The following is a 24,023-nucleotide window of genomic DNA, read 5'->3' as shown; positions in this document are numbered from 1 at the left end:
ACGCTGCAGGTTGATGGGCATCAGTGGCGCGTGGCCTACGAACTGCTCCATCGTTTCATCGAAGCACGGCGCACGCCATAAACCCGAAGCGCCTGCCGTGGATAGATGCTGCTCGCCGGGGGTTTACCTATGTGCTGAGCAAAGGGGCCGGCATGGATGTGATCAGCGACTTCGATACCACCGCCAACAACAGCGACATCGTGCAGTTCCAGAATGTCCGGTCCAACGAGGTAAGCGCAGTCCAAAAAGTAGGGAGTAACCTGGTACTTAAGTACGGTGCCGCCGATCAGGTAACGGTCGAGAACTACTTCGACGCCAACAATGCCCTCGCCTACCGAATCGAACGCTTCGCCTTCAGCGACTCAGTAATCTGGACCCATAGCCAGATCCAGGCCAAAGCAGTTGAAGCACCCAGCACGACGAGTGCGAATCTCTCGGTGGACCGGCAACTGTCCGTCCTGGTTGACGCGATGGCGGCTTTTTCACCGCAGGATGCTGCTTCGCTCAACCTGGGGCAAACGGCGTATGAGCCGTATACACCGATGCTGGCGACAAACAACACGCCGTAAGAACCTGATCACGATCTTACTACGCAGCTGTGATCAAGACTTATGCGCTCTCGAAAGCCCCCGCAAGGGGGACGCCGAACTGCTAGGGTGCTTCGCACCAAGAAGTTCGCAGCCTCATGTACAAAAGTACATTCCGGTTTCTGCGCTGCGCTTCACCCTGCTGACAGCTGCTCGCTACAGATCGAAAACAGGTTCTAAATACAGTTCAGAACCTGCCACACATCAGCAATACAGCGTTGAAAACACCCCTGGAATGCACGTTTACCACTTGTAAATACCGCTTCCTAGGGGGTTCTTGCCTACGCAGCTTTATCAATTCCTGCTTGAGTACTTGTCGAGCAGTTTGTTACGGAATCGATTGCCAGGGTCGAGCTTTGCCTTGTTGGCAAAAAACTCGCGGGCGCGTGGGTAAGCTGCGTAAAACTGAGAAGGCGTGGCATGAAGCTGATAAGGCAAGTAGTACGTGCCGCCCAGTATCAGCGCGATATCAATGAGTTTGCGTGTCCAGCGACCGACTTCATTCTGCGCATCTACCGATGCCTCCTGGTAGTAGTACAACACGAACGAAAAGACCTCCTCCCGTGCCCAGGCCAGCAACGTACCGGGGTCTTTGGAGGAATGGCGCACAGACACGTTCACCACCCGCACCTTATGCGCGTTGAGTATGGAAGCCATCTGAAGCACGAACAAATCGAACTGGGCGATCGGAATAAAGTATTCCTGTAATGCGTAAGTACCGACCCGATCAGATAAAGGGCCCAATGAAGCCACATCCGTACTCGTTTCGTGATTCCGCCAGACAGTAGCAGAGCTACGGTATAGCAAGGGTTCAACGATATCTTTCCGCAACCTATTGCTAACAGACGGCTGTGACAGCGCCCAGAATGTGGCCTCTTCCAATGAGTATGTCTGGTTCCGTGGTACAAGTCGATGCTGTTCTGTCAGCCGGCCATTGGTACGCGTCCAGCTTATCGCCGTCGCATCCTTGAAGTCTGGAGGCAAAAGATCCGCATTGTGGAGAATAACGCCGGGCTGACCACGCACACGTTGCTCGAAATAGGCGCGATACTTCTTAACAGGCATGTATTCGACTGTGCGCTTGATACGCTCGTTGTGAACCAGTTCGAGTTCCACTTCAGTGACTACGCCAATCGCGCCATAACCACCGATTGCTCCGTAGAACCATGCTTCATTCGAGTTGGCCGATACCTCAATTACGTCACCATTCGCCGAAACTAGCTGTAACGCACGCACTGAATTGATGATGGGACCAGCACCGACATAACGCCCGTGTGCATTGACAGAGATCGAACCACCGACAGAGAAATTGGAATAACTCTGCATGATCTTGACCGACAGATCGTAGGGGTCAATCACCTCCTGCAGGTCCCGCCAGCTCATTCCTGCCTGAACACGGATGATGCGATCACGCGGTGAAAACCTGATCACCCGGTTCATTCCGCGCATATCGAGATGTAGGCTGCCTTCCTCTGCGATTTGTCCACCCATGCTAAAACGACCACCGCCAATGGATACCGACCCCTTCCATTTACCAAGCGCCGCACGGACCTCTTCCGTGGTGGTCGGCCGAACCATCGCGCCAACCCGGATTGGATTCAGTCCAGTGATGTCGTTCACAAGAAGACCAGATGGTGTAGCAGCCCAAAGCACCTGGGTAGGCACTACCAAGCCTGCCACACCAGTCAATGCGGCCAAGACGATAGCCCGTCGTTGAGGATCGGGCTCGAGAAACAGGTCACGCGTCTCCATGATTAGTCTCGTCCAGGGCAGGCTTAATCAACCCATGCTGCTGATCAAATTCTACGCCTCACATAGCAGAGAGTCTGTTCACAATCTGCCGTTAGCAGGACGAAACGCAGCACAGTAGGATCGTGAGCAGGTTCTGAGAACCGATTTACGATCTGTTGCGAGCAGTCGTCAGCAGAGCGCAGAGCAGCGCAGAAACCGGAATGTACTTTTGTACATGAGGCTGCGAACTTCTTGGTGCGAAGCACCCTAGCAGTTCGGCGTCCCCCTTGCGGGGGCTTTTGAGGGCGCATAAGTCCTGATCACGGCTGCGCAGTAAGATCGTGAACAGATTCTGAGAAAAACAGAACCAACCAGACTGTGTCACAGTCTTCCGCCGTCCATGCCACACGGTGCCGGCGGTGTGCCGGTATTAATAGATGATCGCCCGGCTGTAAGAGCTGCTCGCTACCATCATCGAATGCCAACCGCGCTGCACCGCTGAGTAGCGATACCCATTTAGCCTCTTCCTGGTCGTACCAATAGCCAGGTGGCGAACAATGTCCACGCGAAACGATGCGTTCCAAGCGAAAAGGCCCCTTCCCAGCGAGAAGGCTATCGAATTGCTCCTGCTCCGGCGTGGGTTGCAGATTGTGAAAAAGGTTATGCATAGGCTTTCTAAGTGTATCTACGATCTGCCATGAGCAGTTGTCAGCAAAGAACAGAACGGCCCATAAAACTTGATCCAAGCTGCGCAGTAAGATCGTGAACGGATCTTAAGAAGAACAGCTCACCGACAACTCAGACGCCCAATCCGGCGGCAACCCAGCATAAGCTTCGAATTCCGGCTGCTCATCAAATGGCTGTTTCAGTAGCAGCTGCAAGCGGACCACTTCGCTGAAATCCCCAGCCTTGGCTTGGCGTATTGCCTGCTCTGCCAAATGATTGCGCAAGACATACTTGGGATTGACGGCCAACATGGCGGTTTGGCGTTGTTCCTGATCACGCCCTTCCAACGTGAGGCGCGCCTTGTAATCCCACGCCCAGGCATCGAACGCTTCACGATCGACAAAAAGATCGCGGATAGGTTCATTGAGCCCCGCAGTATCAAAACGGCATAAGGCACGCCAGAAAATCGTCCAATCGGCATGCCCAGGCTGCATCAATTCAAACAGACGCGTAAACAGTTGCCAGTCGTTAGCATCCTCAAGCTGCAAGCCCAACTTTGCACGCAAACGGTCTGCCAACGCTGTTTCAAACTCCCCTTGATACCGCTTGAGCGCAGCAATGGCTTCGTCGCGATCAAGTAAAGGCAGAAGGGACTGGGCCAAGCAGTTGAGGTTGAAGAGGCCGATTTCAGGCTGCATCCCATAGGCGTAACGACCACTATGGTCGGAATGGTTACAGATATGGCCAGCATCGAAACCATCCAGAAAGCCGAACGGACCGTAGTCGATCGTCAGCCCCAGCAGTGACATATTGTCGGTATTCATCACCCCATGGCAAAAACCCACGGCTTGCCAGTCGGCAATCAGTTCGGCCGTTCGCTCTATCACCTCGTCCAGCATGGCCTGATAGGGGTTGGCGGCCTCCTGGTGGTGGGGAAAATAATGGGTGATGGCGAAATCTGCCAACGCCTTCAACGCTGCATGGTTGCCCTGATAATAAAAGTGCTCGAAATGACCAAACCGTAGGAAGGACGGCGCAACCCGCGTTACAACAGCGGCCGTTTCCCGTGTTTCGCGCCAGACAGCTTCCGGGCTGCCAACCAAAGCCAAAGCGCGGGTAGTGGGAATGCCCAGGCCATACATGGCTTCGGAACAAAGATATTCACGAATACTGGAACGCAACACAGCCCGGCCATCCGCACGGCGCGAATAGGGAGTCTGCCCCGCTCCTTTGAGTTGGATTTCCTGCCCGGCAAGCTCGCCCAGCAACATGGCGCGGCCATCACCAAGCTGACCAGCCCACACACCAAACTGGTGCCCAGAATACACCGTGGCTACCGGCGATTCCGCTGCAATGGCTTGATTACCGACAAAAGCATCGGCTAAACCCGGTACTGAACCTGCATCAGAAGGCAGCCCCAGGCTGGTAGCCAATTCACCATTCCAGGCTATCAACATCGGTTCAGGCAAAGGTTCTGCGGCGACTTCACTGTAGAACTGGGCGCCAAGCTGCCGAAAACGGGAGGAACGAAGCAAGATGGATGACATGAAATTTCCGACTGATTTCGTCGGATTTTAACGCCAACACCTGGGCCATACCTACCGCAATAAGCGCCTGACACCACACATAACTGGCGTTGCCCCTAGGCGCTGTCTATATACCCAAGGTAATTGCCCCCAATAACACCACAATATCGAGGAAAACCCATGACACACCGCCATACCATCCTGTTCGCAACCCTGGTTGGCATATTGGCCGGTACAACCCATGCACTCACTTTCACGACAGAGGATTACCCGCCATTCAATATGTTCGAGCAGAGAAAAGTGGTCGGTATTTCCACCGATATTCTGCAAGAGGCTACCAAGCGGGCTGGGGTGACGATCAAAGTCGAGCTGCTGCCCTGGGAACGGGCGCTGAACATGGCAAAGACCGAAGCGGATGTCTGTGTCTATTCTGCGGTGCGCACAGCAGAACGGGAAAAGCTGTTCAAATGGGTCGGGCCGTTGACCAGTGACCAAATCACACTGTTTGCCCTGTCGACCAGCACCATAAAATTATCCAACCTGGCCGATGCCAAGAAGTACAAGGTGGGTGCTTACAATGGTGACGCTTACGGGGACTTCATCGAGAAGCAAGGCATAAAGGTTGAACGCGTCGTAACCGACACGCAAAACCTGCCAAAGCTTACCTCAGGCCGTATCGACCTCTGGGTAGCCGGCGACAATAGCGGCCCGTACAAAGCTGCACGGGAAGGTATGCAAGGCAAGATCAAACCTTTACTGACGGCGGGCGACCCTAAAGATGGCCAGATGTATTTGGCTTGTAACCCCGGCGTTTCAGACGACATCATAAAAAAACTCAATGAGGCGATTAGCGCCATGGAAAAGGATGGTACAGCTGCCAAGCTGACTGCCAAATATAAATAGCAACTCCAGCCTAATAGGCGGATAAATCCAATAAGGAATGCTTATTCCTTACTCTCAATGGCCAAGTATCCATTCGGTGCTTGGTCATATTATTTTCAACAACATACCTTGACGACACATATTAAAAATAGCGCCAATCAATCTAATTACGCCATTTAAAAGATAAAATCGCACTTGGTTTTTCTAATTATCACCATCTATACTTCGACACAAAACAATCAGTAGACTCCGCAACCGACAATGCATTTTTATCCAGCCTCTAAGAATCTTAAAATAATGTCACTGAATAACTTCTATATTCTGGTGGCGGCTCTACTATTGGCGAATCTGAATATCGCCTGGAGTACCCCTGTCTTCATGTCCACGGTGTCACCTTGGTCGTCTGAGGAAAAAATAGGCAACCCAGATGGCATCAATGTTCGCATTACCAGGATGCTTGCAACACGTAGCGGACTGGACCTGCAGCCAACGCTGGTACCCCCTGCACGGCATATGGCAGCATTCAAAGCTGCCGAAGCAGCCTACAGCATTTCCTTACGCGCCAACTTGACCGATGAGAATGGCAAGGTAATTGCCCATATTGCGACTTATCCAATTCAAATTGCCATTGCCAACAAAACACGATTCACCAATTATGAAGATTTCGTAAAATCTTCATCCAATGGCGTGGGAATATTGCGTGGGTTAAAATACCCAGTTGTATCTACTGATGATCGAATTATTAAAAAAGAACTCGACAGTGTAGAACAGGGTTTAAGAATGGTCGCACATGGACGGATTGATGGATTTGCTTCTACAGGGCCTGCATTGCAGGCCGCATTACAAAAAATCCCCGATCGACAATTAATCAATCAATTTCTGACAATTAGCGAAGCCGAGTGGGTAATCCGTTCCCGCCCAGGCGTTACCGAGGGAGATATCAGGAAAATTACTACAGCAATTGAAAATATGCGGAAAGAAGGGTTAATCGAGAAAATCGCCAAGGATTACATTACGGAGAGCCGGGATAATCACGAAATGCGTGACAAATAGCCCCCGTACCAATGTGATTGGTATGCACCCATACAGCCATCCCGTATCTGATCGTCGAATCCCCAGCTGTGCCCATCAAAGCCATCGCCGAAGAAACGTACCCATAACACTTGGCACGGTATGATTTACCCCCCTCGACACTGAGCTCCCCCTTCATACCCACTGCCATGAATCAGGCAAAAGCCCCGGTTACCCCCGCTGTACGCGTATTGCGCCAACATAAGATCGCTTACACCGAGCATCTGTATGAATACGTCGAAAAAGGCGGCACAGCCGAATCCAGCCGCCAACTGAATGTACCTGAACATGCCGTGATCAAGACGCTAGTGCTGGAAGACGAAGCCAAGAAGCCATTGATTGTGCTGATGCATGGCGACTGCGAAACCTCCACTCGAAATCTGGCCCGCCAGACAGGTCGCAAACATATCGAACCCTGTACGCCAGAAGTCGCCAACAAGCATACCGGTTACCTCATTGGTGGTACCTCTCCGTTGGGTACAAAGAAAGAACTGCCCATTTATGTGGAAAAGTCGGTGTTGCTACTACCACGCATTTATCTGAATGGTGGTAAACGAGGCTTCCTGGTGGGTATGGACCCAAAATTCCTGATTTCTGTACTGCAACCCACCCTGGTTGAAGTGGCAAATCCCCACGACTGAACAACAAGCACTACCGGTTCCTCAAAACCAGCAACTATGCTGGGACCTGTTCAAAGAGCCTGTTTACGATCCTTATTGCGCTGCTGTGATCAGCGCTTATGTGCTGCTTGAGAGCCCCATAAAGGGGACACCGAACTACTACGGTGCTCCGCACCAAGCAGTTCGCAGCCTCGCGTAACCAAGTGCATTTCGGTTTCTGCGCTGCGCTTCACACCGCAGACAGCTGTTCCAAATGCAGCTCATGAATGCAACCAAGCAGCTACCGTCATACCCAATGCCAAGCAAACAGCGGCTTTGCATCATGGCTGGCAAAGCGCTTACTGCGTTTTACAAACTTAGGGAAAACCATGACTTAGCCATCTGTTAGAATGCTGCCCACTTTACCCAGCAGTCGCTTGATAGGCCGGGTACTACACAGTTAAATCAAAGGCTTATATGCATAACGCCCTCATCACCGGCACTGGCCTCTACACCCCACCACATGCCATCAGCAATGTGGAACTGGTAGCCAGCTTCAATGAATATATCCGCCGTTGGAATGCCCAACACGCTGCCGAAATTGCCAAAGGCGAGCTGGAAGCGCGTGCCGAATCATCGGTCGAATTCATCGAGAAGGCCTCAGGCATCAAACAACGCTATGTGATCGACAAAGAAGGCGTACTTGACCCTGACCGCATGTGCCCACGCATTGCACCACGCGACAATGAGGCGCTCTCCGTCATGGCCGAAATGGCAGTGGCTGCCGCCAAGCAGGCGTTGGAGCAGGCAGGGAAAACCGCTGCGGATATCGATGGTGTCATCTGCGCGGCCAGCAATATGCCGCGCGCCTATCCGGCGCTATCGATCGAGGTGCAAAACGCCTTGAGCATCAATGGCTGGGCATTCGATATGAATGTGGCGTGTTCAAGCGCCACCTTTGGTATTGAACAGGCAACCAATGCAGTAAAGAACGGCAGCGCCCGCGCAGTGCTGATGATCAATCCGGAAATCTGCTCAGCCCACCTCGAATGGCGTGACCGGGATTGCCACTTCATCTTTGGCGACGTCTGCACGGCAGTCGTAATCGAATCCAGCACCACGGCGACGGTCAAAGGATGGGAAATCCTGGGCACTAAGCTCGCTACCCAGTATTCCAACAATATCCGTAATAACGCCGGCTTTTTGAACCGGACTGAAGACAAAACAGGCGACCTACGCGACAAGCTTTTTATGCAGGAAGGCCGCAAAGTCTTCAAGGAAGTCTGCCCACTAGTTGCCGAGCACATCGCCAGCCACCTGCTTGGTCTGCAGCTGTCGCCCACTGGGGTGCAGCGCTATTGGCTGCATCAAGCCAACCTGGGTATGAACCAGCTGATCACCCGCCGTCTGCTTGAGCGCGAGGCGACAGTCGACGAAGCACCGGTGATTCTCGATAAGTATGCGAATACCTCAAGTGCGGGCTCCATCATCGCTTTCCACCTGCACAACGAGGATTTGTCCTCCGGCAGCCTGGGGGTCATCTCCAGCTTCGGTGCCGGCTATTCGGTTGGCAGTGTGGTTTTACGCAAACGCTGATGCGTGGCAAGGTGAGCACTGTCGCATCATCGCCATAGCGGCGGGTTTCGCCTTGCGTACCTCATCAATTTGAAGACTAATACGCCTGCCGTGACTGGGGCACCGAATACCCTACCCGCAAACAGGTTAGGGTTGACTGTCCGCATGCACGGTGCAGCAGGTCACGGCAAAGCACATCGCTTCTGAATCACCCGGAATACACCATTTCGTCTGTGGCTTGGTAAGCTCATTGTCGTGCCCTGAATATTCCATCTTTTCACGACGCCTTACGATGAACTTATCCAACCTATTCAAAGCCCTATCGGCCATTTTCCTGACCACAGCAACAGTTCAAGCCACTACCACGCTGAAATACTGCTCTGAAGGCAGCCCCGAGGGGTTCGACCCAGGCCAATACACCGCAGCCACCACCAACGATGCAGCCGCAGAACCCATTTTCGACCGGCTGGTGGAGTTTGAACGCGGCGTGACACAGGTCATTCCTGGCTTGGCGCAGAAATGGGATATCAGCCCGGACAGCCTCAGCTACACCTTTCACTTGCGCCGTGGTGTCCAGTTCCATCGCAATGAAATCTTCACTCCCACCCGTGATTTAAACGCAGATGATGTGGTCTTCACCTTCACACGCATGCTTGATCGCGACCATCCATTCCGCAAAGCCTACCCAAGCGAGTTCCCTTACTTTGTCGATCTGGGCCTGGAGAGCAATATCGCCAAGATTGAGAAGGTCGATACCTATACAGTCCGCTTCACGTTAAAGAAGGTGGACGCGCCTTTCCTGCAGGACCTGGCGATGGGTTTCGCCTCGATCCAATCGGCTGAATATGCCGATGCCTTACTCAAACAGGGCAAACCTACCGTCATCAACACCAATCCGATAGGCAGCGGCCCCTTTATCTTCAAGAGTTACCAGAAAGATGCTGCAATCCGTTACACAGCCAACCGTGCTTATTGGCTGAAGGACGACGCCAAGGTCGACAACCTGATCTTCGTCATCACGCCTGACAGCGCAGTACGTGGACAGAAACTCAAGGCTGGCGAATGTGATGTCGCCTTCCCGCCCAAACCTGCCGATGCCGAGATGCTTAAGCAGGCGGAGAAGGTAACTATCATGCAAAAGCCCGGTTTCAATGTCGGTTACCTGACCTACAACATCACCCACAAGCCCCTGGATAACCTGGGAGTACGCCGCGCGCTCGACATGGCCATCAACAAAAAAGCCATTCTCGAAACGGTTTATGCTGGTGCAGGTGTCGCCGCCACCAACCCGATGCCGCCCACACAATGGTCGTACAACAATAAGCTCAAGGACGCCCCGTACGATCCTGCACAGGCCAAGGCCTTACTCGCCAAAGCGGGCTTTACCAATGGGTTCGACATCAATCTGTGGGCCATGCCAGTACAACGCGCCTACAACCCCAATGCAAAGCAGATGGCCGAGATGATCCAGGCTGACTGGGCCAAGATCGGCGTGAAAGCCAGTATCGTTTCCTATGAGTGGGGCGAATATCTGAAACGTGCCAAGAGAGGTGAGCATGATGCTGCCCTGGTCGGTTGGAACGGTGACAATGGCGACCCCGACAACTGGCTGGGCGTGAACCTGGGTTGTGCTGCCATTGGCGGCAACAACTATTCGCAATGGTGCAACCCGCAGTTCGATGATCTGATCAATCGCGGTAAACAGACCACCGATGTGAAGAAGCGTACCGAGATTTACCTCAAAGCCCAGGAAATCTTCAAACAGGAATTACCCTGGACAACGCTGGCGCATTCAGTGGTCAGCATTCCCATGTCCAAACGCGTGCAGGGCTACAAGATCAGCCCGTTCGGCCGTATGTCTTTCAGCGGTGTTTCGCTGAAGTAAGCCATCCGTTGCGGCAACGAATCGGGACATCTGTCACGTTGCCGCAACACTCCATTCCATTACCTGTTGACACTCGCATGTCTGTGTTACCGTTCCCGATCATGCGGTAAACCCGCCGTTCTTAGAGTTTGCGCGAGCAACTGTCAGCAGGGCGCAGCGCAGAAACCGGAATGTACTTGGGTACATGAGGATTTCGAGCAGCACATAAGCCCTGATCACAACTGCACAGTAAGATCGTAGACAGATTCTTCCCCCTATTCTCCATTCCAAGAGGATGAATTCCATGAAGCAACTGACCTTATTGCAGATGGCGATGGCTGCTGCACTTGCCACAGGTGGCGTAGGTGCACACGCAGCCTCTACGCTGAAATACTGCTCTGAAGGCAGCCCGGCAGGTTTCGACCCAGGCCAGTACCAAGCCGGTACCGACTTTGATGCATCCGCCGAAACCGTCTTCAACCGCCTCGTGGAATTTGAGCGTGGTGCAACCAAGGTCATACCAAGCCTGGCTGAAAAATGGGACATCAGCCCCGACAGCCTGAGCTACACCTTTCATCTGCGTAAAGGCGTGAAGTTCCACAGCAACGAAAGCTTCAAACCCACACGTGACTTCAACGCAGACGATGTCGTATTCACCTTCGAGCGCATGCTGAGCAAGGAACATCCGTTCCGCAAGGTCTACCCGACTGAGTTCCCTTACTTCACCGATATGGGTCTCGACAACAACATCGCCAAGGTGGAAAAAGTCGACCCGCAAACGGTCAAGTTCACGCTTAAGAATGTGGATGCCGCTTTCCTTGCTGACCTTGCGATGTCCTTTGCGTCTATCCACTCAGCCGAATACGCCAACGCGCTCTTGAAGGCAGGCAAGCCTGCCACTATCAATGTCGCGCCCATCGGCACCGGCCCCTTCGTGTTCAAGAGCTACCAGAAGGACGCCGTCATCCGCTACACCGGCAACAAGGAATACTGGAACAAGGGTGACGTCAAGATCGATAACCTGATCTTCACGATCACTACCGACAGCTCAGTCCGCGCCCAGAAGCTTAAAGCCGGCGAGTGCGATGTCGCCTTCCAGCCCAAACCCGCTGATGTTGCCGTACTCAAGAGCGCGCCCAACATCACCATGTTGACGCAGCCCGGCTTCAACGTTGGCTATGTCGCCTACAACGTCAAGCACAAGCCGCTTGATAACCTGGCTGTCCGCCAGGCATTGGATATGGCCATCAACAAAAAGGCCATCATCGAGGCGGTTTACCAGGGCTCGGGACAGCCTGCTGTCGCCCCGATGCCGCCGACACAATGGTCCTACAACAAGAACCTGAAGGATGTAGCCTACAATACCGCAGCCGCCAAGGCCCAACTGGCCAAGGCTGGGTTTGCAAACGGCTTTGAGATCAGCCTGTGGGCCATGCCGGTGCAACGCCCATACAACCCCAATGCCAAGCTGATGGCAGAAATGATCCAGGCCGACTGGGCCAAGATCGGCGTGAAAGCCAATATCACAACCTATGAATGGGGCGAATACCTCAAGCGTGCCAAAGCTGGTGAAATCGATGCCGGTATGTTCGGTTGGACTGGCGACAATGGCGACCCGGACAACTGGTTGGGCACCAACCTGAGCTGCGAAGCCATCGGCGGTGGCAACTACGCGCAATGGTGCGATAAAGCCTTCGACCAGCTGATTCTCGATGCCAAGCGCACGACTGATGTGAAAAAACGTACTGATATTTACATCAAGGCACAGGAAATCTTTAAGAAGGAAATGCCCTGGAGTACGATTGCCCACTCCACCGTCAATGTGCCGGTGAGCAAGAAGGTGCAAGGTTTCAAAATCAGCCCGTTTGGTCTGATGGCTTTCTACGGTGTGTCTATCAAGTAAGACTGCCGTTGCAGGGAAAAGGACAGGCATGCCTGTCCTTTTTTACGTCACTTGTCCGCATCGGCATCCAGTCGATGTCCATTTACGCGAGTCGCCCTATGAAACTAGTCAAATACACCGCTATCGCCTTGGCGCTTTCCGCTGCAGCTCATGCCAAACCGCTGGTTTACTGTTCGGAAGCTGCGCCGGAAGGATTTGATGGTGGCATGTTCACCGCTGCGGCTACGCATGATGCTTCAACCGAAGCCCTCTACAACCGCCTGGTGGAGTTCGAGAAAGGCGGCACGCGCGTCGTACCAGCCCTGGCCGAGAAATGGGACATCAGCCCCGATGGCCTGGAGTACACCTTCCACCTGCGCAAGGGTGTGAAATTCCATACTACTGAATGGTTCAAACCCACCCGCGACTTCAATGCCGACGATGTGCTGTGGACGTTCGAGCGGATGATCGACAGCAAACACCCTGGCGCAAAAGCCAGCCCGCAAGGGTGGCCCTATGCAAGCGACATGGGTTTCCCAACCCTGATCAAATCAATCGACAAGATCGACCCCTACAAGGTCAAGTTCACACTGAGCCAACCTGAAGCACCCTTCATTGCCAACCTGGGCATGGGCTTTGCCGATATCGTCTCAGCCGAGTACGCACAGCAACTGGAGAAAGCCGGCAAACCCGGCGATATCAATCTCAAGCCTGTCGGTACCGGGCCTTACGTGTTCAAGCGCTACGACAAGGGTGCTCAGATCCGCTACGATGCCAACCCCAACTACTGGCGCGGCAAACCGGGTAGCAGCAAGCTGATCTTCTCCATCTCGCCCGATGGTTCGGTTCGTACTCAGAAGCTCAAAGGGGGTGAATGTAATCTGATGGTCTACCCGAACCCGGCTGATATCCCCACCCTGAAGTCCGACCCCAAGCTGACCGTGCTGCAAAACCCGGCGCTGATACTGACCTATGTTTCCTTCAATTCGCAAAAACCGCAGCTGAAAGACAAACGGGTACGCCAGGCCCTTGCCTACGCCATCGACAAACCCGCGATGATCAAGGCTATCTGGCAGGGCAATGCCACATCAGCACACCTGCCATTGCCCTCAAAGATGTGGGGATATAACAAGTCCATTCCCGAGTACAAACCGGATCTGGAAAAAGCCAAGAAACTTCTGAAAGAAGCAGGCTTTGAGAAAGGCTTCGATATCAACATCCTGGTCCGGAATGGCGGTAGCGGCTCCAACCCCAATCCAAAGTTAACAGCCGAGATGCTGCAATCCGACTGGAAGAAGATTGGCGTCAATGTGAAAGTGACGGTGATGGAATGGGTAGAGCTGCAAAAACGCACCAAAGCCGGTGAACATGATGTGACCATCTATGGCTGGGCTGGCGACAATGGCGACCCGGACAACTTCCTGACACCGAACCTGAGCTGCTCGGCGGCCGAGTCGGGCGAAAACCGCTCGCGCTGGTGCAACAAGGAATTCGACGGGTTAATCACCAAAGCCAAGCGTACTACCGACATCAAGGAACGCACCAAGCTGTACGAAGCAGCCCAGAAGGTATTCATCGATGAAATGCCGTATGCAAGCCTCGTGGAACCGTTGATTACCGTGGCCTTCCAAAAGAATGTGGCAGGTTTCAAGCCGAGCCCGTTTACTAATAACAACTTTGAGAACGTATCGGTTAACTAAGAACCTGTTCAAAATCTGCTGCGCGTCAGCAATACGGCGTTAAAAACAGCCTCGGAATGCTCATTTACCCCACGTAAACTCCGCTTCCTCGGCTGTTTTCGCCTTGTCTTGCTTTAGCTCGCGAGACTTTGAACGGGTTCTAAAACGATACGCAGACAAAACGGTGGCCCTACCACTGCACAGTAAGATCGTGAACAGCCCCGAGTTACCGTTCTTTTCATGCCTTCCTGGAGCCCTCGCATGCAAGCCCGCATCAGCTTTATCACGCTCGGCGTAGCCAACCTGGAAAAGTCGCGCCGCTTCTATACCGACCTAATTGGTTGGCCGCTCTCCCCTAAGAGCCAGGATGGGGTTGCGTTCTTTCAGCTCAATGGCTTCGTACTGGCCCTGTTCCCGGCTGAAGAATTGGCCAAGGATGCCGGCCTGGATAGCCAATCTGCCGGCTTCTCCCGAATATCACTGGCCCACAACGTGGCTGAACGGCTAGATGTAGACACACTAATGGCCCAGCTGGCCAGCAAGGGTGTCAACATCACCAAGCCGGCGCAGGACGCCTTTTGGGGTGGTCGGCACGGTTATTTTGCCGATCCCGACGGTTACTTATGGGAAGTCGCCTGGAACCCAGGTGGTTACTTGGACAAGGCTGGCAATTTCAACTTTGAATCCGCTCCCGATCTTGCTGCGCAGCCGTGATCAGGCCTCACGTACCAGCATACTTTCCAGCGTCTGTGCTGCGCTTTGCCCTGCTGACAGCCACTCGCAACAGTTGACGCCTCCCTCATAGGCTTGGACTGTCCAGAAAACCATCTGCACATAGCGGGACCATTGGCGCGAAGTACAGGCTCTCAATACGAACAGCATGCGACTTCGCCGGAGACATGGCATGAATACTTGGATCAAACATACCGTTACCGCCGTAATGCTGAGCTTTGCCAGCTATGGGCAGGCAGCCGACAAGGCAGTGATCGCACCGCATTACCGCCAACTGCTCCAGCAACTCGTCGATATCAATACCGACACACGCAATGTCGCTGGGCTTGAAGATGCGCGCAAGATGCTGATTCCCGAATTCGAAGCACTCGGAATGGTGCTCACTCGGCATCGGCTTAAACAAGATGGACGCGAAGTATTGGCTTTTGAAGTACCCAATGCGCAACCCCAGATCTTGTTCGTGGGGCACATCGACACTGTATTTGCGTCGAGTAGCAAATTTCGCCAGTTGACTGAGCAGGCGGACCGCTTGGTTGGCCCCGGCGTCATCGACATGAAGGGTGGCGTGGTGTTGATGCTGAACGTCTTGGCCCAGCTAAAACAGACTGGCCAACTGGATAAGGTGCGAATTGTCCTGAACGATGATGAAGAAATTGGATCCCCTTGGTCCAAGGAAACACTGCGGAGCCTCGCCAAGGGTATTCCCTTTGGCCTGGTCTTCGAACCAGGTCTGTCGGATGGCGCCGTGGTCAGCAGCCAATCGGGTGTACGTTGGATCAAGGTGACCAGCAGCGGTAAGGCCGCTCATGCTGGCCTGGAACCGGAAAATGGCATCGATGCCTGCCGTGACATCGCCTTGAAGATCAAGCAGATCACCGAGTTGGCGAAGCCCGATCGAGGCCTCACCATCAATCCTGGCGTTGTGGAAGGAGGGAGCAAACCGAACGTCGTTTGCGAAAACGCCTCTGTAACTTTCGACATTCGATTCCGCTCGCCAAAAGACTGGGAAGAGCTATCGACCGCCATCGAACTCATCACCAAGCATAGCGATGTCTTCAACGAGCGCTTGCAAAAGGGTCCCCAGACCACCGCCGTCCAAATAGCGGAACTACCACCATTGTCAGAAGGGCAAACGACGCAATTGCGCAAATTGCTTGAAGCATCTGCCTCGACACTTGGCCAATCCGTTCAAGCGCGGCCGGTGGGTTATGGCAGCGATGGCAACCATCTGGCTGTTACCGGGATGCAACTTCTGGTCGGCCTTGGCCCCTTTGGTGGCGGCATGCATTCGGAGCAAGAGTTCATGCGAATCGATGCTTACGCAAACCGACTTGATCTGATCACGCATATGGTTGGCAAGTTACTGAATCAAGGGATGTCTCACTCTCAGGCTCTTACTCAGCCGGGCGTGAATCACTAAGAGCCTGTCTCAAGTCTGCTGTGCGTCAGCAATACGGCGTTGAAAACACCCTCGGAATGCTCATTTACCACGCGTAAACTCCGCTTCCTTGGCTGTTTTCGCCTTGTCTAGCTCTAGCTCTAGCTCTAGCTCTAGCTCTAGCTCTAGCTCTAGCTCTAGCTCTAGCTCGCGAGACTTTAGACAGGTTCTAAATACGCACAGCAGACTTTGGGCTTGGCTCTTAAACAGCAGCAAGCAACGTCTTTGCTGCATCTTCTAAATTACCCGTCGGGTCCACATGCAAGGTATGGCTGACGGGCTGATGTTTGATAGGGTTGTTACGCTGATAAGCCGGGTCGTAATGGCGGGTTACCAAATCAGTGAACAGGAGCTGCATTTCGCTCTGTTCAATCAGCGCATGCCAGTGCTCAATCGTCTGCTTGCCATGCAAGGCCGTCAGCCTGGTCAATTGATTCTTGAACCGTGCCGGTTGAACAAATAAATGTGCATAGTCGCGACATAGATAAGCAATCCGTGACTCAGTATCGGCCTGTACTTCCACCACGCGCCCTGCCCGCATAGCTTGCATCAGGGTTTCGGGCAGATGCAGCAGACCGACACGCTTGCTTTCAGCCTCGATAAACACCGGGCGAGCCGCATCCATACCTGCCAAAGTAGCAACCAAACGGCTATCAAACGCCTTCTGCGTGGGTTGGACAGTATCGGGCCATGCACCCAGTATTGAACCTCGGTGGCATGCGAGCCCTTCCAGGTCCACTATCTGCGCTCCCTGTGCAGCCAAGGTTTCGAGCAAACGGGTCTTGCCACAGCCGGTGTAGCCCGTCAGCAAAACAAACTGTAACCGCGTCGGCACCTCATTCAGCTGTTCCAACACCCATTGCCGGTAGGCTTTGTAACCACCAGCCAACTGTCTGGCACGCCAACCGATCAGATTCATCCAGGCGGTCATCGAACCCGAACGCTTCCCGCCACGCCAGCAATACACCATAGGCCGCCAAGTATGGGGCCGATCGGCAAACAAGGTATCGAGATGGTGGGCAAGATTACGTGCCACCATCGCAGCCCCCACACGGGTTGCCTCGAAGGGGTTCTGCTTATACAAAGTGCCGACCACGATGCGTTCCTCGTCGCTCAACACCGGGGCATTGATCGCACCAGGAAGGTGGTCTAAGGCATACTCAGCCGGTGTGCGCACATCAATGATCTCGTCAAACCGGGAACGCTCTGCTAGCGTCGCGAGCTGATCTTTCACAGGCTTCAACCATGTCGATAAAACTGACTCAATTGTCCCACGGTGGCGGCTGTGGCTGCAAAATCGCCCCCTCGGTTCTGGCAAACATGCTGGCTAAACTACCGGCAGCGCAGGCTTTCCCTCAGCTATTGGTCGGTACCGAAACGTCGGATGATGCTGCGGTATACCAGATCAACGACCAACAAGCCGTCGTCGCCACCACCGACTTCTTCATGCCGATTGTGGATGACCCATACGACTTCGGCCGAATCGCCGCGACCAATGCCGTCTCAGACATCTACGCGATGGGCGGCGTGCCTATCATGGCCTTGGCGATTGTGGGCATGCCGGTCAATACCCTGCCGGTGGAAGCGATCCAGCAGATTCTGGCCGGTGGCGCAGAAGTCGCACGTGTAGCAGGATTTCCCATCGCAGGTGGCCATTCCATCGACGCACCGGAACCTATTTATGGATTGGCTGTTATCGGGCTGGTCGACCCCAAGCAGGTAAAGCGTAATAGCGACGCCAAGGATGGTGACCGGTTGATTCTGGGTAAACCGCTGGGCATCGGTATTCTGGGTACCGCCATGAAAAAAGGTCTGCTGGATGACGCTGGCTATGCCGCTTTGATTGCGACCACGACCCAGCTCAATCAAGTAGGTGCAACCCTTGCTAGCCTGCCCGGCGTACATGCCATGACGGATATCACCGGCTTTGGTCTGCTGGGCCATCTGCTGGAGGTATGTCGAGGCAGTAAATTGATGGCCACCCTCAATAGCCAATCGCTACCGATGTTGGAAGCCGCCATTCACTTTGCCCAACAAGGCATCGGCCCAGGTGCTATCGAACGTAATCTTGCAAGCTTTGGCGACGCAGTGCGCTTTAGCACTACCGTAACCGACTGGCAACGTCGCATCCTTGCAGATGCTCAAACATCAGGTGGCCTGCTGGTGTCCTGCGCGGAAAGTGAGGTCGAAAAGGTGCTGCAAACCTTCCATCAAGCTGGTTTTGGCCAAGCTATGGATATTGGTAGCCTGAAGGCAGGGCCTGCTGAAATTATCGTGAGCTGATCTTGGAACCTGTCCAAAGTCTGCTGCGCGTCAGCGATACGGCGTTGAAAACACCCTCAGAATGCTCATTTACCACTAGTAAACTCCGCTTCCTCGGCTGTTTCCGCCTTGTCTCGCCCTAGCTCGCGAGACTTTGAATAGGTTCTTGGGACTGATTACTAAAACAAAACGCCGGTGCTTCACAGTCCGGCGTTCTTGTAGGCACAGCGAATTAAAGTGGTTGGATATCCAGCTTGGCGAACAACAGTCGGTCACCATCACATTCGGGGTTGCCGGTAGTCAATAGTTTTTCACCGTAGAAAATCGAATTGGCCCCAGCCAGAAAACACAGCGCCTGGACTGATTCCGGCATCTGCTGGCGACCCGCCGAAAGACGGACAAAGCTCTTGGGCAACACCATGCGGGCGACGGCAATCGTACGTACGAACTCACTCCAATCGATGCCTTCCACATCAGCAAGTGGCGTACCTTCCACCTTGACCAGATTATTGATGGGCACCGATTCGGGTTGCGGGTCGAGGTTGGCCAGCTGCGCCAGCAGTCCTGCTCTTTCCTCGCGCGTTTCCCCCATGCCGACGATGCCACCACAGCAAACATTCATTCCGGAATCACGCACCTGGCGCAGTGTATCCAGCCGGTCGTCATAACCACGGGTACCGATAATGTCCTCATACTTCTCAGGTGCGGTATCCAGGTTATGGTTGTAGTAATCCAAGCCAGCATCCTTGAGCTGGTCGGCCATACCATCCTTCAACATGCCCAATGTGGCGCAGGTTTCCATACCCAACGCTTTCACACCGGCAATCATCTGCTTCACTTCTTCCAGGTCGCGCTGCTTGGGGCCACGCCATGCCGCACCCATACAAAAACGCGATGCCCCGGCTTGCTTGGCTGCCTGTGCAGCTGCCAGCACTTCATCCAGGGGCAATAAATCCTGGCTGGTCACACCGGTGTCGTAACGCACCGACTGCGGACAATAACCACAGTCTTCCGGGCAGCCCCCTGTCTTGATTGATAGCAAGGTCGACAGTTGTACCCGGTTCGGGTCGAAGTGTTCACGATGCACCGTCTGCGCACGGAATAGCAGATCATTGAATGGCAGGCTGAACAGTGCCGCCACTGCCTCGGGTGTCCAACGCTCAACTTCTGCATGAGGAACCGGCTTTCGGTGAAAAGTAAACGCTTTGGGCTCGATAGCTTGATTCATAAGGGGAAGCTGGGCATGAAGTTGTTAGAATTGCTCCGAATTCTTGGCCGGGCAGCCCCTCTTGTCAAATTTAACCAACACATAATTAGACAAGTGCACGAAATTTATGCAGCGCGGGCTTGATCTGCTGTTGCCTCAACATTGCGTACTTTGTGCGGCGAAAAGTGGCGCAAGCGGGCTGTGCGCACTCTGCCTTGCAGACATGCCTCAGTTGGGTCCGCTGCGTTGCCCCAGCTGCGCCATTCCAACTCCACAGGGCGAACGCTGCGGGGAATGCCTGCAACATCCTCCCGCCTTCGACCATACCATTGCGGCTTGGGCCTATGATTGGCCGCTCGATCGGCTTGTGCCCGCTTACAAATACAATGCGGAACTGATCTTGGCGACACCGTTGGCCGAGGGGCTTGTCCACCTGGTGCAGACTGCACCACGGCCGGACTGCCTTCTGGCCATGCCCTTGCACCCTACCCGGCTGAAGGAACGCGGTTTCAATCAGTCGCAACTGCTGGCTAGTCATTTGGCCAAGGCATTGCAGATTCCATTACGAAACGACCTAGTGGAGCGTATCAAGCTCACCCCACCACAAGCTAGCCTGCCACGCGATGCACGCCGCACGGCTATCAAAAAAGCATTTCATGTCCGTCGGGCGGTTAGCGGTATGCATATCGCCTTGGTAGATGATGTAATGACGACCGGCGCAAGCCTGGACGAACTGGCATCGACCCTCAAACAAGCAGGCGCCCACCGTATCGACTGCTGGGTCGTTGCCCGCACAACAAAATAAGCGAGACCATATGCAAAAACCCGATTGCATCAAGCATTACACCGACATCCAAGAGGCTGATGACAAGCACTACCCCGGCAGCGCAGAGTTACACTGCATTACCGGTCGGTTCGGTCAGCAATTTGGCTTTGAACGACTGGCAATTAACCACCAGGTATTGCAACCAGGCCGTCGTACCTCCTGGCCTCACGCCGAAAAAACCGAAGAGGAATTCATCTACGTCATCGAAGGCACGCCGGATGTCTGGCTGGATGGTGTATTGCACAGACTGCAACCGGGAGATGGGGTCGGCTTCAAACCAGGAAATGGTTTGGCGCATACCTTTATCAATAACACAGATACCAATGTTTACCTGCTGGTTGTGGGTGAAGTAGACCGAGCCGACAATCAAGTCCACTACCCAATGCACGCTGCCCGCAATGCCGAGATTGGCAAGTGGCATTGGCAATCGGTTCCCGTACGGCCACTGGGGTCCCATGACGGTCAACCCGATGCCCTGCGAGCCCAGACCAACAAGGAATGATCGTTGTTTGCCGTTATTTTGTTTCAGCCTGAGATTCCCCCCAACACAGGCAACATCATCCGCCTATGCGCCAATACAGGTTGTGAGCTGCACCTGGTCAAACCTTTGGGCTTCCCACTTGAAGATGCCAAACTGCGCCGCGCGGGCCTTGATTACCACGAGTACGCGGACATGCAGGTGCATGAAAGCTGGGAAGCCTGCGTTGCAGCCATGGCGGGCCGACGTATCTTCGCATTGACCACGCGAGGTGCCCGGCGCTACGACCAGGTCACTTATCAACCGGGTGATGTTTTCCTGTTTGGCCGAGAGTCTGCCGGCTTGCCAGATGAGCTGCGCAATGGGTTGGCGCCAGAACAACGGATCAAGCTGCCTATGCGCCCAGACAACCGCAGCCTGAATCTATCCAACGCCGTGGCTGTGACAGTATTTGAAGCGTGGCGACAGCATGACTTCGCAGGTGGTTTGGTTTAGAACCAGTTCACGATCTTACTGCGCAGCCGTAATCAAGGCTTATGTGCTAAACAGGTGTCAGTTGCCCTTACCGGGGCGATCTGCCACGTTGACCTGGTTCTTGCCCGACTTCTTCGCTTCATACATAGCCTGGTCGGCGCGCTCTACCGTGGCTTCAGGGTGTTCACCCTGCTCATAGCGTGTAATGCCTGCCGAAAACGTGATCAGTACACGCTCGTTATTGTTGAGGAAGAAGCATCGGGTCAGCTCGCGCTGTACGCGGCGCATAACATTGGCCGCTTCAGACAGAACCAATTCCGGCAGTAGCACAACGAACTCCTCACCACCGTAACGTGCAACGATATCTGTCGGCCTCAATACTTCCTTGATGACCTTGACCAAGTGGACCAGCGCATCGTCACCCGCCTGGTGACCCCGTTGGTCATTCAGTTTCTTGAAGTTGTCGATATCCAGCAACGAGAGACACAACGGCTTGCCACTGCGCTCTGCACGCGCGATTTCTGCCATGAAAGCTTCATTGAACCCACGCCGATTCAATGCACCAGTAAGCTGATCCTCCCGGATCTTCTCACTCACATAACGCAGCTCGCTCTCCAGCTCCTTGATCTTCGTATCGGCTGCTGCAGCTTCCGTTCGAGCAGCCAGTAATTCATCACGTGAACGCGCCATATCAAGCTGCATCACACGCGTATCCTGCATCAACTCATCCAACAATACATTGAGGTCTGGAATATTTTGTACCGCTTCTATCCTGCTTGCGTAGCCTTCTATCTTGGTATGGTAGCCACTGGTGTTATCGGCCATGCCACCCAACCGGTCGATAAATAGCGAGACCATATTGCGCAGCGCTTCCTGGGCTTCATCCAGGTTGTGCTTGAGCATGCTCTGCTTGTAAAAGACTTCCTTGAACCCGGCTTCCACTTCATACAGCTTGTTGATGCTTAAGGGCTTGGTCAAAAGGTCATGCACCACCGCCACTTGGCCACGTACCCATTCGTCTGCACCAGATAGTTCGACCAGGTTATCGCTAAGTAAAAGAAGCAGATTTACCAAAGCGCCTGCAATTCTTTCATCCTGTTCCGTCTGCAGCGCCAACTGTACCCAGAAACGCTTCAGCCGCTGCGCCAGAAAATCCATACCTTGCTGGCTGCTGACCGTCTCTGCAGCCAATGCAAGACTGGTCGCCTCTTCCAACAGGCCAGGGTAGCCTACCATCCGTTCAGCAAGTCCTTGCCGTAAGGTAGCCACCAGCATTTCACGCCAACGCTGCCAGTCCAACCCACCCGTACCGGCACTCGCATCCGCCATTGCATCGGGTACAGCTGCTGCGGACTGCTCTGCCGAACCATCGGCAGGGGCATCACCGGCAGCAGCTTCGCCATCCTCCAGCTCTATACTTCCTTCCCCGCCCGTACCTTCGGCCCAGCTGCGTACCAAGGCATCCAATTTCTCATTGAGCAAGCTTGGATAGTTGCCAAAATTCAACAAAACCTTGGCCAGGGATTCGCGCTTACGCGTTGCAGAAAAATGGGGACTGCGCAAATCCCACTGATGCAGAAGGTCGCGAATCAGTTCAGACCATGCCCGTGTCAGACTTGCCTGTCCGCCTTGGGTCTCGATAGCCTGTAGGAACAACGCAGGAATAAGCGTCCACTCACGCGAGTGGGCCGCTTTTTCGATATGGATAATTTGCCGTTGTAAGTCGGGTGACTGCTTTGGAAACGCCTTCAATGTTGCCAGCAGCTCAGTCGCCAGGACGTTGACGAAACCATTCTGCCCCGGCTTGCCTTCGGCGATTTCGTAGTAAATCTCTTCGTAACGTTCAGGGGTAGGAGGAATGCGACGAGCCGCCAGCAGCTTCAATGCCTCACGCGCAAGATCAGTGGGGTTGCTGAGCTTATTGGTCATGCCGGCAAGTCTGGAAGAAACGCTCGGGGGAAGTTATTGGCAAGATTATAGAAGTTGCCTTTCGGCAGTGCCGGAAAATCCACATCCAACGCTCAGCAAAAAACAAAACGGGTGTTCGATTGCTCGAACACCCGTTCTTTTACTGCCTACCGCGTCAGTTATGCGCTGACAACGGAAACCTTCAGATTGGCAGTCACATCGTGGTGCAATGCAACGACCAAATCGTACTCGCCGATAGCCTTGAATGGGCCTTCAGGCAAACGAACTTCCATCTTGGCAACCTTAACACCAGCAGCAGCAGTGATTGCTTCAGCCAAGTCTTGGTTGGTAACCGAACCGAACAGACGACCGTCAACACCGGCCTTCTGAGCGATAGTCACAGCAAAGCCTTCCAGCTTTTCAGCGCGGGCCTGGGCTTGGGCCAGCACTTCAGCTTGCTGGGCTTCCAATTCAGCGCGGCGGGCTTCGAAAGCCTTCAGGTTGGCTTCCGATGCACGCTTGGCCTTGCCTTGCGGGATCAGGAAGTTACGAGCGTAACCAGGCTTCACATTAACAACGTCGCCCAGACCACCCAGGTTAGCTACTTTTTCCAGCAGAATAATTTGCATGTTCTTT

The 24,023-nt window shown here is 53.9% G+C and carries 21 protein-coding genes; 14 read left to right on the top strand and 7 right to left on the bottom strand.

The window, feature by feature from the left end; all coding sequences use genetic code 11:
- The first annotated feature begins 131 nt into the window (after positions 1-131).
- Positions 132-569: a calcium-binding protein gene (locus ACUHMQ_RS09355; RefSeq protein WP_445295193.1), complete on the top strand. Its 438-nt coding sequence runs from the start codon at positions 132-134 to the stop codon at positions 567-569.
- A 312-nt stretch (positions 570-881) separates the two neighbouring features.
- Here ACUHMQ_RS09355 and ACUHMQ_RS09350 read toward each other — a convergent pair whose 3' ends face one another.
- The 3 genes from ACUHMQ_RS09350 to ACUHMQ_RS09340 form a co-directional block, all read right to left on the bottom strand.
- On the bottom strand, positions 882-2,339 hold the full coding sequence (locus ACUHMQ_RS09350) for an FAD-binding oxidoreductase (protein WP_445295192.1): 1,458 nt from the start codon (positions 2,337-2,339) through the stop codon (positions 882-884).
- Between the two features lie 299 nt (positions 2,340-2,638).
- Complete coding sequence (locus ACUHMQ_RS09345) at positions 2,639-2,986, bottom strand: cupin domain-containing protein (protein WP_445295191.1); 348 nt, start codon at positions 2,984-2,986, stop codon at positions 2,639-2,641.
- Between the two features lie 105 nt (positions 2,987-3,091).
- Positions 3,092-4,531: a protein adenylyltransferase SelO gene (locus tag ACUHMQ_RS09340; RefSeq protein ID WP_445295190.1), complete on the bottom strand. Its 1,440-nt coding sequence runs from the start codon at positions 4,529-4,531 to the stop codon at positions 3,092-3,094.
- Positions 4,532-4,690: 159 nt separating this feature from the next.
- Between ACUHMQ_RS09340 and ACUHMQ_RS09335 the strand changes: the two genes are divergently transcribed.
- From ACUHMQ_RS09335 to ACUHMQ_RS09295, 9 genes are all read left to right on the top strand, one after another.
- A complete protein-coding gene (locus ACUHMQ_RS09335) occupies positions 4,691-5,413 on the top strand; it encodes a substrate-binding periplasmic protein (protein WP_445295189.1) in 723 nt (240 codons plus the stop codon).
- Positions 5,414-5,689: 276 nt separating this feature from the next.
- Positions 5,690-6,445, top strand: coding sequence for a substrate-binding periplasmic protein (locus ACUHMQ_RS09330; protein WP_445295188.1), 756 nt, complete (start codon positions 5,690-5,692; stop codon positions 6,443-6,445).
- 167 nt (positions 6,446-6,612) lie between these two features.
- On the top strand, positions 6,613-7,104 hold the full coding sequence (gene ybaK / locus ACUHMQ_RS09325) for a Cys-tRNA(Pro) deacylase (protein ID WP_445295187.1): 492 nt from the start codon (positions 6,613-6,615) through the stop codon (positions 7,102-7,104).
- 435 nt (positions 7,105-7,539) lie between these two features.
- Positions 7,540-8,658 carry a beta-ketoacyl-ACP synthase III gene (locus ACUHMQ_RS09320; protein WP_445295186.1) on the top strand — a complete coding sequence of 373 codons (1,119 nt, stop codon included), beginning with the start codon at positions 7,540-7,542 and terminating at the stop codon, positions 8,656-8,658.
- 271 nt (positions 8,659-8,929) lie between these two features.
- The gene (locus tag ACUHMQ_RS09315; RefSeq protein ID WP_445295185.1) at positions 8,930-10,522 is read left to right on the top strand and encodes an ABC transporter substrate-binding protein; all 1,593 of its coding nucleotides are present in this window, start codon (positions 8,930-8,932) and stop codon (positions 10,520-10,522) included.
- A 283-nt stretch (positions 10,523-10,805) separates the two neighbouring features.
- Positions 10,806-12,404, top strand: coding sequence for an ABC transporter substrate-binding protein (locus tag ACUHMQ_RS09310; RefSeq protein WP_445295184.1), 1,599 nt, complete (start codon positions 10,806-10,808; stop codon positions 12,402-12,404).
- 98 nt (positions 12,405-12,502) lie between these two features.
- Complete coding sequence (locus tag ACUHMQ_RS09305) at positions 12,503-14,083, top strand: ABC transporter substrate-binding protein (protein WP_445295183.1); 1,581 nt, start codon at positions 12,503-12,505, stop codon at positions 14,081-14,083.
- A gap of 240 nt (positions 14,084-14,323) precedes the next feature.
- Positions 14,324-14,776, top strand: a complete 453-nt coding sequence (locus ACUHMQ_RS09300) for a VOC family protein (RefSeq protein ID WP_445295182.1) — start codon at positions 14,324-14,326, stop codon at positions 14,774-14,776.
- A 190-nt stretch (positions 14,777-14,966) separates the two neighbouring features.
- Positions 14,967-16,214, top strand: coding sequence for a M20/M25/M40 family metallo-hydrolase (locus ACUHMQ_RS09295; RefSeq protein ID WP_445295181.1), 1,248 nt, complete (start codon positions 14,967-14,969; stop codon positions 16,212-16,214).
- A gap of 220 nt (positions 16,215-16,434) precedes the next feature.
- Here the strand turns inward: ACUHMQ_RS09295 and mnmH are convergent, their stop codons facing one another.
- On the bottom strand, positions 16,435-17,466 hold the full coding sequence (gene mnmH / locus ACUHMQ_RS09290; RefSeq protein ID WP_445295180.1) for a tRNA 2-selenouridine(34) synthase MnmH: 1,032 nt from the start codon (positions 17,464-17,466) through the stop codon (positions 16,435-16,437).
- An 11-nt stretch (positions 17,467-17,477) separates the two neighbouring features.
- Between mnmH and selD the strand changes: the two genes are divergently transcribed.
- Positions 17,478-18,515 carry a selenide, water dikinase SelD gene (gene selD / locus ACUHMQ_RS09285; RefSeq protein WP_445295179.1) on the top strand — a complete coding sequence of 346 codons (1,038 nt, stop codon included), beginning with the start codon at positions 17,478-17,480 and terminating at the stop codon, positions 18,513-18,515.
- A gap of 211 nt (positions 18,516-18,726) precedes the next feature.
- On the opposite strand, the gene bioB is transcribed toward selD, so the two are convergent.
- Positions 18,727-19,722: a biotin synthase BioB gene (bioB, locus tag ACUHMQ_RS09280; protein ID WP_445295178.1), complete on the bottom strand. Its 996-nt coding sequence runs from the start codon at positions 19,720-19,722 to the stop codon at positions 18,727-18,729.
- A 106-nt stretch (positions 19,723-19,828) separates the two neighbouring features.
- On the opposite strand from bioB, the gene ACUHMQ_RS09275 reads away from it, so the two are divergent.
- The 3 genes from ACUHMQ_RS09275 to trmL are packed head-to-tail and all read left to right on the top strand — an operon-like array spanning position 19,829 to position 21,500.
- Positions 19,829-20,506, top strand: coding sequence for a ComF family protein (locus tag ACUHMQ_RS09275; protein WP_445295177.1), 678 nt, complete (start codon positions 19,829-19,831; stop codon positions 20,504-20,506).
- 10 nt (positions 20,507-20,516) lie between these two features.
- Entirely contained in the window at positions 20,517-21,029 is a 513-nt protein-coding gene (locus tag ACUHMQ_RS09270; protein WP_445295176.1) for a cupin domain-containing protein, read from the top strand.
- Between the two features lie 3 nt (positions 21,030-21,032).
- On the top strand, positions 21,033-21,500 hold the full coding sequence (gene trmL / locus ACUHMQ_RS09265; protein WP_445295175.1) for a tRNA (uridine(34)/cytosine(34)/5-carboxymethylaminomethyluridine(34)-2'-O)-methyltransferase TrmL: 468 nt from the start codon (positions 21,033-21,035) through the stop codon (positions 21,498-21,500).
- A gap of 57 nt (positions 21,501-21,557) precedes the next feature.
- Here trmL and ACUHMQ_RS09260 read toward each other — a convergent pair whose 3' ends face one another.
- Complete coding sequence (locus ACUHMQ_RS09260) at positions 21,558-23,408, bottom strand: GGDEF domain-containing protein (protein WP_445295174.1); 1,851 nt, start codon at positions 23,406-23,408, stop codon at positions 21,558-21,560.
- Positions 23,409-23,566: 158 nt separating this feature from the next.
- Positions 23,567-24,016: a 50S ribosomal protein L9 gene (gene rplI / locus ACUHMQ_RS09255; RefSeq protein WP_445295173.1), complete on the bottom strand. Its 450-nt coding sequence runs from the start codon at positions 24,014-24,016 to the stop codon at positions 23,567-23,569.
- Positions 24,017-24,023 lie beyond the last annotated feature (7 nt).

It is taken from the genome of Chitinimonas violaceus (assembly GCF_052601015.1).
Note: the sequence above shows the minus strand (reverse complement) of the source record. Positions and strands in the feature narration are given on the sequence as shown.